Annotated in this window: 7 protein-coding genes and 1 riboswitch; of the genes, 6 read left to right on the forward strand and 1 reads right to left on the reverse strand. The window is 64.7% G+C overall.

Annotated elements, in window-relative coordinates; translation table 11 throughout:
- Positions 1-124: 124 nt before the first annotated feature.
- Genes QCM77_RS39870 through QCM77_RS39880 form a run of 3 tightly spaced genes read left to right on the forward strand, consistent with a single transcriptional unit; the run spans position 125 to position 3,237 of the window.
- A complete protein-coding gene (locus QCM77_RS39870; RefSeq protein WP_280096461.1) occupies positions 125-1,453 on the forward strand; it encodes an OpgC domain-containing protein in 1,329 nt (442 codons plus the stop codon).
- Complete coding sequence (locus tag QCM77_RS39875; protein WP_279667046.1) at positions 1,453-2,232, forward strand: SGNH/GDSL hydrolase family protein; 780 nt, start codon at positions 1,453-1,455, stop codon at positions 2,230-2,232. The genes QCM77_RS39870 and QCM77_RS39875 overlap by 1 nt, the downstream gene beginning before the upstream one ends.
- 12 nt (positions 2,233-2,244) lie before the next feature.
- Positions 2,245-3,237 (forward strand): SGNH/GDSL hydrolase family protein, encoded by a 993-nt coding sequence (locus QCM77_RS39880; RefSeq protein ID WP_279667047.1) that lies wholly within the window; start codon positions 2,245-2,247, stop codon positions 3,235-3,237.
- 108 nt (positions 3,238-3,345) lie between these two features.
- On the opposite strand, the gene QCM77_RS39885 is transcribed toward QCM77_RS39880, so the two are convergent.
- A complete protein-coding gene (locus tag QCM77_RS39885; RefSeq protein WP_279667049.1) occupies positions 3,346-4,533 on the reverse strand; it encodes an O-succinylhomoserine sulfhydrylase in 1,188 nt (395 codons plus the stop codon).
- Positions 4,534-4,607: 74 nt separating this feature from the next.
- A riboswitch (SAM riboswitch) is annotated at positions 4,608-4,687 on the reverse strand.
- A 109-nt stretch (positions 4,688-4,796) separates the two neighbouring features.
- Here QCM77_RS39885 and QCM77_RS39890 point away from each other — a divergent pair.
- The 3 genes from QCM77_RS39890 (at position 4,797) to QCM77_RS39900 (ending at position 8,758) form a co-directional block, all read left to right on the forward strand.
- Positions 4,797-5,903 (forward strand): 2'-deoxycytidine 5'-triphosphate deaminase, encoded by a 1,107-nt coding sequence (locus QCM77_RS39890; RefSeq protein ID WP_280096462.1) that lies wholly within the window; start codon positions 4,797-4,799, stop codon positions 5,901-5,903.
- Between the two features lie 191 nt (positions 5,904-6,094).
- The gene (locus QCM77_RS39895; protein WP_280096463.1) at positions 6,095-7,147 is read left to right on the forward strand and encodes a hypothetical protein; all 1,053 of its coding nucleotides are present in this window, start codon (positions 6,095-6,097) and stop codon (positions 7,145-7,147) included.
- A gap of 165 nt (positions 7,148-7,312) precedes the next feature.
- Entirely contained in the window at positions 7,313-8,758 is a 1,446-nt protein-coding gene (locus tag QCM77_RS39900; RefSeq protein WP_279667055.1) for an MATE family efflux transporter, read from the forward strand.
- Positions 8,759-8,880 lie beyond the last annotated feature (122 nt).

Here is an 8,880-nt window from a genome sequence, read left to right on the forward strand (position 1 = left end):
CATCGTCCCGCCAGAATTCGCAGGGAAGTACACCCGCATGTGATCCGGTCGCTTTGCGGGATGACGGTCGGACCGGTACACTCCTTGCCACGTCGCGATTTGCGGAAGGGTTTTTAGGCCCCCGATGACCATTGCCGACCAAGTGACGGGATCGACGATCGCGGGAACCGCCAAGCCTGTGGAGGTCAAGTCTGTGGAGGCCAAGCCTGTGGAGGCCAAGCCTGTGGAGGCCAAGCCTTTGGAGGCCGCCAAGTCTGCGGGGGCGAAGCTGCGCGCGGCCGCGCCGGCCATTTCGCTGCCCGCCATCGGCGAGCGCGAGCTCCGGCTCGACCTGTTCCGCGGCCTCGCGCTGTGGCTGATCTTCATCGACCATTTGCCGACGAGTCTTCTGACCTGGTTCACGATCCGCAATTACGGCTTCAGCGACGCCACCGAGATCTTCATCTTCATCTCCGGCTACACCGCCGCCTTCGTCTACGGTCGCGCGATGCTGGAGAGCGGCGTCGTCATCGCCACCGCGCGCATCCTGCGGCGGGTCTGGCAGATCTATGTCGCCCACGTCTTCCTGTTCACGATCTTCCTTGCCGAGATCTCCTATGTCGCGACCAGATTCGAGAACCCGCTCTACACCGAAGAGATGGGTATCATGGATTTCCTCAAGCAGCCCGACATCACCATCGTGCAGGCGCTGCTGCTACGCTTCCGTCCCGTCAACATGGATGTGCTGCCGCTCTACATCGTGCTGATGCTGGCGCTGCCCGTGATCCTGTGGTCGATGAAGTGGAAGCCCGACCTCACGCTCGCTTTGTCCGCCGCGCTCTACGTGGTGACCTGGGAATACGACCTCTACTTCTCCGCCTATCCGAACGGCTTCTGGGCGTTCAATCCGCTGGCCTGGCAATTGCTTTTTGTCTTCGGCGCATGGTGTGCGCTCGGAGGTGCGCGGCGCATGTCGCGTATTCTGGCTTCACCGGTGACGATGTGGATCGCGATCGCCTATATCGTGGCGGCGTTCTGCGTCACGCTGACCTGGTACGTGCCGCAACTGTCCCATTTGATGCCGAAGCGGCTCGAGCAATGGATGTATCCGATCGACAAGACCGACCTGGACGTGTTGCGCTTCACGCATTTCCTGGCGCTGGCCGCGCTCACCGTGCGCTTCCTGCCGCGCGACTGGCCGGGCCTGAAATCGCCCTGGCTGCGGCCGCTGATCCTGTGCGGCTCGCATTCCCTGGAGATTTTCTGCCTCGGCGTCTTCCTCGCCTTCGCCGGCCATTTCATCCTGGCCGAAGTCTCCGGCGGCGCAGCCATGCATGCGGTGATTAGTCTCTCCGGAATCCTGATCATGTGGGGCGTTGCGTGGGTGATTTCGTGGTACAAGAGCGTAGCTGACAAGAGCGGTGCGAAAACCAAGAACGCCGTCGGCAACGCCGATCTGGCGGGAGGGGGCTGATGAAGGCGAAGGTTCTCCTGAGCCTGATCCTGTTATGCGGTAGCCTCGCCGCGCCTGCGGCGCGCGCGGACGATGCTGCGCCTGCAAATACAGCTGTACCTCCGGCCTGCGAATTGCCGTCCTATCTGCTCACCAGCGAAAGCCAGCTCCCCAAGGTCGCCGATGCCGTCAAGGCCGGCAAGCCGCTCGAAATCCTGGTGATCGGCAGCCGCTCGACCACGATTCCGGCCTCCGAGGACGCCTCCTATCCGGCGCGGATGCAGGCCATTCTGAAGGACAAGCTGCCGCCGTCCGAGACGGTGCACGTCTCCGTAGAAATACAGAGCAAGAAGACGGCAGAGGAAGCGGCCGCCAGCTTCGTTAAGCTGATGGAAGCAAAAGCACCTACTTTGGTCATCTGGCAGACCGGGACTGTCGATGCTATCCGAGCCATCGATCCCGATGATTTTCGTGGCGCGGTGACCGGAGGGGTTGCTGCGTTGCAAAAGGCAGGGGCTGACGTCGTCTTGATGAATCTGCAGTACAGCCCGCGCACCGAAACCATGATCTCGGTGCCCCCATACCTCGACAATATGCGGGTGGTGGCGCAGGAGCATGATATCCCGCTGTTCGATCGCTTCGCGATCATGCGGCAGTGGAATGACCAGGGGCAGTTCGACCTGTTCAGCCCGTCGCGCGGGCCTGAGCTGGCGAAACAGGTCCATGATTGCCTTGGCCGGGCGTTGGCACAATTCGTGATTGACGCAGCCCATCTGGAGCCAGCCCAGCAGCAGAATTGAGGTCTAGCGTTAATGAGTTCTTTCCGCCCTTTTTGCCTGACGGCATGGCTGGCTGCGCCTGCAGCAGCAATGCTGCTGTTGCTGAGTCCGGCCTCGGAGGCGCGCGCGCAGGCGCAGGCCGCGCAGGCAACGCCCGCCCCGCAGCAGTCGGCTAATCCCGCTCCCGCTTCACCGTCCCAGACCACCGTCGCCGTGACGTCTCCCGACCAGCGCGGCATCACGACGCGCGCCATCGACAAGGTGAAACAGGTCGCGAAATCCGCCGGCGACATCTTCAGCCGCGTCCCCTGCCTGTCGCCGAAGGGCGGCGCGAAGGCGATGGGCTCGCTGCCGCATGTCGCGGGCAAGCTCGTCGCCGGCCAGCCCGTCGTCATCGTCGCGTTCGGCTCGTCGTCGACCGCGGGATTCGGCGCGAGCTCGCCGGAGTTCAACTATCCCAATCGCCTTGCCGCGCAGCTGCACCGGCACTATCCGACCGCCAACATCACCGTCACCAATGCCGGCGTCGGCGGCGAGGATGCGCCCGAGATGATGAAGCGGCTCCAGAAGGAGGTGATTGATTTGCATCCGGATCTGGTGATCTGGCAGGTCGGCACCAATGCCGTGCTGCGCAATCTCGATCCCGCCGATACCGCGAAGATGGTCGAGGAGGGCATCAGCCGCATCCAGGCCGCCGGCGATGCCGACGTCGTGCTGGTCGATCCGCAATATTCTCCGGCCGTCAACCAGCGTGCGGAGAGCGCCGGCAAGATGGTGAAGCTGCTCGGCAAGGTCGCCGAGCTCCGTCACGTCGGCATTTTCCCGCGCTTCGAGGTGATGCGCGACTGGCACGAGAAGCAATCGATTCCGGTCGAGAGCTTCGTCATCGCCGACGGCCTGCACATGAACGATTGGGGCTACGCCTGCTTCGCCCAGCTCCTCGGCGACGACATCATCCGTTCCGTCGGCCAGATCAAGCTCGGGGTGAACGTGCCGGCGGACGTGCGGACCTATCGGCCGATGTAAGCTCGGTGTCGTAGGTGGGTTAGGCGAAGGCGTAACCCACCACTTCTGTTGCCGCGGAGATCAAGGAGGTGGGTTACGCCTTCGGCTAACGCACCCTACGATTCAAGCTCACGCCTTCTCCAGCGCCGCGGTCAGATCCTCGATCAGGTCATCCGCATGCTCGAGCCCCGCCGAGAAGCGGATGAATCCCTCGCTGATGCCGAGCGCGGCGCGGTCCTCCGGCTTGAGGCGCTGATGCGTCGTCGTGGCCGGATGCGTGACGAGGCTCTTGGCATCGCCGAGATTGTTCGAGATCTTCGCCAGCTTGAGCTCGTTGAGCACGCGGAACGCCGCAGCCTTGCCGCCCTTGACCTCGAGGCCGACCAGCGTCGAGCCGCCGCGCATCTGCTTCTTCACCAGTGCTGCCTGCGGATGATCGGCGCGGCCGGGAAACACCAGCCGCGAAATCTTCGGATGGCTCGCCAGCACGTCCGCGATGCGCGCCGCCGTCTCGGTCTGCGCGCGCACGCGCACGGCGAGCGTCTCCAGGCCCTTGAGCAGGACCCAGGCGTTGAACGGCGAGATCGACGGGCCGGTCTGGCGCATGAAATTGTGGATGTGCTCGGCGATGAACGCTTCCGAGGACAGGATGATGCCGCCGAGACAGCGGCCCTGGCCGTCGATGTGCTTGGTCGCGGAATAGACCACGACGTCGGCGCCGAGCGCGAGCGGGCTCTGCCAGATCGGGGTGGCGAACACGTTGTCGACGACGAGCCGCGCGCCGCCCTTGTGCGCGATCTCGGCAATCCCGGGAATGTCGAGCACGTCGAGCGTCGGATTGGTCGGGCTCTCCAGGAAGAACGTCTTGGTGTTCGGCTTCAGCGCGCGCTGCCATTGGTCGAGATCGAGGCCGTCGACCAGCGTGGTCTCGATGCCGTAGCGCGGCAACAAATCCTGCACGACATAGAGGCACGAGCCGAACAGCGCGCGCGAGGCCACGACGTGATCGCCGGCCTTCAGCGGTGCCAGGATCGCGGTCGTCACAGCGGCCATGCCAGTTGCGGCCGAACGTGCCGCTTCGGCGCCTTCGAGCTCGATCATGCGGCGCTCGAACATCGAGATGGTCGGGTTGGAGTAGCGCGAATAGATGAAGCCGGGGTCCTCGCCCTTGAACCGCGCCTCGCACTCCTCGGCGCTGTTGTAGACGTAGCCCTGGGTCAGGAACAGCGCCTCCGAGGTCTCGCCATATTGCGAGCGCAGGGTGCCGGCATGGACCAGGCGGGTTTCGGGACGGTAGGTGGCAGGCGACTTCGACATAGGTACCTCCGACGTGACCGTCGATGCGAAAACGGTCACAAAAAAACCGGCCTGGAAATCTCCACTGGCCGGGATCACAGAGGTCCCCGGCCTGTTTAGCGACTTATTTAACGTGGCTGCAAGCCGGCCGGCTCAAATCACCACGGGATAAGTGATGCTCATATTCCGCAATGCCCTTTCCGTCAAGGCGTCCATCGGCTAGCCGTAAAAAACTGTATTTTCCGCATGTCCTGACGCATTCGACCCCTGATGAGGACCCCCGGTTGACGTTCACGGTCGCCGCCAATGCCAATGGTATCCTGCCCGACCGCATGATCGCGGCGATGGCGGAGGCTGGCCTCATCCTGCCCGCCTACGACTTCGTCGAAAGCCAGATCCAGCCGGCGAGCCTCGACCTGCGTCTCGGTGACATCGCCTATCGCGTCCGTGCCAGCTTCCTCCCGGGTCCCGGCGCGACGGTCGCCGAACGCATCGACGAATTGAAGCTGCACGAGTTCAGCCTCGCCGACGGCGCGGTGCTGGAGACCAACTGCGTCTACATCGTGCCGCTGCTCGAAAGCCTCGCGCTGCCGCCGGAGATCGTCGCGGCCGCCAACCCGAAAAGCTCGACCGGCCGGCTCGACGTTTTCACCCGCGTGATCGCCGACGGCACCCGCCGCTTCGACATGATCGGTGCCGGTTATCACGGTCCGCTTTATGCCGAGATCAGCCCGAAGACGTTCCCGGTGCTGGTCAGCGAGGGCTCGCGCCTGAGCCAGGTGCGCTTCCGCACGGGAGACGCCATCCTCAACATCGACGACCTCGAGGCGCTGCATGCGACCGAGCGTCTGGTCGACGTCGACGATGCCGATCTCACCGGCGGCGTCGCGGTGTCCGTCGATCTCTCCGGCGAAAAGAGCGGCGGTTTCGTCGGCTATCGCGCCAAGCGCCACACCGGCGTCATCGACGTCGATCGCCGCGCCGGCTATTCCGTCGAGGACTTCTGGGAGCCGATCTCGGCGCGTCCCGACGGCAACCTGATCCTCGATCCCGGCGAGTTCTATATCCTCGCGTCGAAAGAGGCGGTGCAGGTGCCGCCCGATTACGCCGCGGAGATGGTGCCGTTCGATCCGCTGGTCGGCGAATTCCGGGTGCATTATGCCGGATTCTTCGATCCCGGCTTCGGCTATGCCGGTGCGGGCGGGCTGGGATCGCGCGCCGTGCTCGAAGTGCGCTCGCGCGAAGTGCCCTTCATCCTCGAGCACGGCCAGATCGTCGGCCGCCTCGTCTACGAGAAGATGCTGGCGCGCCCCGACGCGATGTACGGCCAGCGCATCGGCTCGAACTACCAGGCACAGGGCCTGAAGCTGTCGAAGCATTTCAGGGTGTAGCAATCATCCTCCGCCGTCACTCCCCGCGAAAGCGGGGAATCAGTACGCTGCGGCCTCTCGGTTCAATCACGGCCGTCTCTGGAATACTGGATCGCCCGGTCTTCGCCGGGCGATGACAGCGAATGCGTGTCCGGTTGCACAGCTCCATCCGCGATGACACACTCCGGCAAAACAACAAGCCGGGAGCGAACATGACCGCCGCATCAGTCCCCGCGCAGGAAGCTCAATGGAAACGCTGGCGCGCGGTTGCCGATCTCTATCACGCCTACTTCACCGGCCTGATCCTCACCGTGGTCACGAGGCGCGGCACGGCGGATGCTGCGGAGTTCGTCTTCCGCGTGTTCCGCCGCCAGCAGCAGGAGCGCTTCCTGCCGGGACTGCAAAAGCTCGGGCTGAGCCATCTGCCGCCAGCCGTCGCCGCCGCGCAATATCACTACCTCTCGAACTGGATCGGCGGCGTGCATGTCGAATACATGCATGAGAGCGACACCAAGGCCTGGATCCGCTATCCGCCGCCGCGCTGGATCTGGAAGGGCACTGCCATCTGCGGCGTGCCGGGCGAAGTGTCGCGCGCGATGCTGCGCGGCTGGCACGCCAACAACGGTGTCGCGCTCGGTGATCTCCGCCTGGGCTTTGTGTGCACCAAGCAGAGCGTCGACGGCCAGGACGGGCTCGAAGGTTATTACCATCAATACGATCATCCGCTCGAGCTCGACCAGCGCCTGGTGTTCGCGCGGCATCTCGAAGCGCCGCTGTTCGATGCGAAGTCCGCGCCGGCTCTTCCCGTCGCAAGCTGGCCGAAACCGCGGCTCGAAAAAGCCTATCGCAACTATGCGATGGACTATGTCCGCACCGCCGCGCCGGTGATGGTGCAGCTGTTCGGCCCTGAGGATGCCGGCTATCTCCTGCACCTCACTGGCAAGCTGATAGGGATGCAATACTTCGATGAGGTCGCTGCGGCGCTGTCGATGGGCCGCGGCGGTGCGAGCGAATTCGCGACGTTCCTCGACGCGCTGTTTGTCGCGCAGGACGATGCGACTGAGGCAACGCAGTCCGAAGGCACGTTCGAAATCCGTCAGCAGAGCTGGAAGCTGATGGACGACGTCGCCGATTATCACCCCGCCTGCGCCAAGGTGCTGGCGGGGCTGTTCGAAGGGCTCGCAGCCGGATGCGGCCGGCACATCGGCGTGCACCTGCGCCCGACGGCAGGCGGTCGCCCGCCGCTGGTCTGGCGCATCGGGTAATTCCACCATGAAATGCACTGCCGCAGGGCACGCCTGCATCAGGCGCAGGAGGAATCGCTGCGTGCCGTGCTAACAAGCTTCTCGTTGCGCCCTGCGCGCGAACAAGTTTATTGGCACACCTACGCATTGCTGCGCCGCAAACGGCGCCTGCACCCCGGAGAGGACATGTCCGACATCGCCGAAATCCCGGTCGATGAACAAGAGCGTCCGCTGCCGCCGCCGCCACGGACCGTGAAGAGCGCGCTGTTGGACGGCCCGATCCTGCGCACGCTGCTCGGGTTGGCCTGGCCCAACGTGGTCGCGCTGTCGGCCGGCACCTGTGTGGTGATCGCAGAGACCTCCTATATCGGCCGGCTCGGCGTCGAGGCGTTGGCCGCGATGGCGCTGGTGTTTCCGACCGTGATCCTGACCATGACGATGTCGGGCGGCGCGATGGGCGGCGCGGTGGCCTCCGCGATCGCGCGCGCGCTCGGCGCCGGCGATCGCGAGCGTGCCGGCACGCTCGCCGCGCATGCGCTGCTGATCGGCATCAGCTTCGGCCTCGTCTTCATGCTGGGCATGCTGATCTTCGGGCCGCGCGTTCTGGAAATGCTCGGCGGCCGCGGCGACGTGCTGACGCATGCGATCGCCTACACCCAGGTGTTTTTCGGCGGCGCCGTGCTGCCCTGGCTGCTCAATACCATGGCGGGCGTCCTGCGCGGCACCGGCAACATGAAGCTGCCGTCGCTGTTGATCCTCAATTCCGCGGTTTGGCAGATCGTGCTCGGCGGCACGCTCGGCCTCGGCCTGGGCCCGGTGCCGCAGCTCGGCATGCGCGGCGTCGCGGCCGGTGCGCTGATCGCCTATTCCATGAACATCTGCGTGATGGGCTGGTACCTGTTCTCAGGTCGCGCCCGCGTCGTCCCCAAACTGCGCGGCCTGCGCGTCCAATGGGCGATGTTCTTCGACATCCTCAAAGTCGGCGCCATCGCCTGCTTCTCGCCGCTGCAATCGGTGCTGACGATCTCGATCTTCACCCACATGCTGGCGAAATTCGGCACCGCGATCCTCGCCGGCTACGGCATCGGTGCGCGGCTGGAATTCCTGCTGACCTCGATCGCGTTCTCGTTCGGCATCGCCTCGGTGCCGATGATCGGCATGGCGGTCGGCGCCGGCCGCATCGCCCGCGCCCGGCGCATCGCCTGGATCGCGGCGGCGAGCGCCTTCGTCGCCGTCGGCGCACCGGCGTGCCTGGTCGCGACCTTCCCCGATCTCTGGGTCAACATTTTCACGGACAGCGCGACCGTGCGCGCGACCAGCCATCAATATCTGTCGACGGTGGCGCCGTTCTACGCCTTCATCGGCCTCGCCTCGACGATGTATTTCTCGTCGCAGGGGGCCGCGAAGGTGATCGGCCCGGTGCTGGCGCAGACCGCGCGGCTGATCTACATCGCGGCGGTCGGCTGGTGGCTGTCGACGCACGATGCCACCGCGCAAAACTTCTTCTGGCTGGCCGCCAGCTCGATGGTCGTGCTCGGCTTGCTCTCGTGCTCCAGCGTGGTGCTGACCCGCTGGGGTCCGCGCGAGACGAAGCCTGCCATCAGGCCTGCCCTTTCGGCCGCTGCGGACTAGGGTCTGTTGGGATTCATCGGGAGTTTATCACGGCTGCGGCCAGATGGATCATGGCTGCGAAGCTTTGATCGGTCTTATCTGCGCGCAACGGGATACGTTTGAATTCCTTGAGCTTGCAGAAG

Origin of the sequence: Bradyrhizobium nivariense (genome assembly GCF_029846695.2) — a bacterium.
In the GTDB taxonomy this organism is placed as follows: Bacteria; Pseudomonadota; Alphaproteobacteria; order Rhizobiales; family Xanthobacteraceae; genus Bradyrhizobium.

What these genes read in the sequence shown, in the direction of transcription:
- QCM77_RS39870 (WP_280096461.1), top strand. Translation starts at nt 125, where the DNA reads ATGACCATTGCCGACCAAGTGACGGGATCGACGATCGCGGGAACCGCC.
- QCM77_RS39875 (WP_279667046.1), top strand. Translation starts at nt 1,453, where the DNA reads ATGAAGGCGAAGGTTCTCCTGAGCCTGATCCTGTTATGCGGTAGCCTC.
- QCM77_RS39880 (WP_279667047.1), top strand. Translation starts at nt 2,245, where the DNA reads ATGAGTTCTTTCCGCCCTTTTTGCCTGACGGCATGGCTGGCTGCGCCT.
- QCM77_RS39885 (WP_279667049.1), bottom strand. Translation starts at nt 4,533, where the DNA reads ATGTCGAAGTCGCCTGCCACCTACCGTCCCGAAACCCGCCTGGTCCAT.
- QCM77_RS39895 (WP_280096463.1), top strand. Translation starts at nt 6,095, where the DNA reads ATGACCGCCGCATCAGTCCCCGCGCAGGAAGCTCAATGGAAACGCTGG.
- QCM77_RS39900 (WP_279667055.1), top strand. Translation starts at nt 7,313, where the DNA reads ATGTCCGACATCGCCGAAATCCCGGTCGATGAACAAGAGCGTCCGCTG.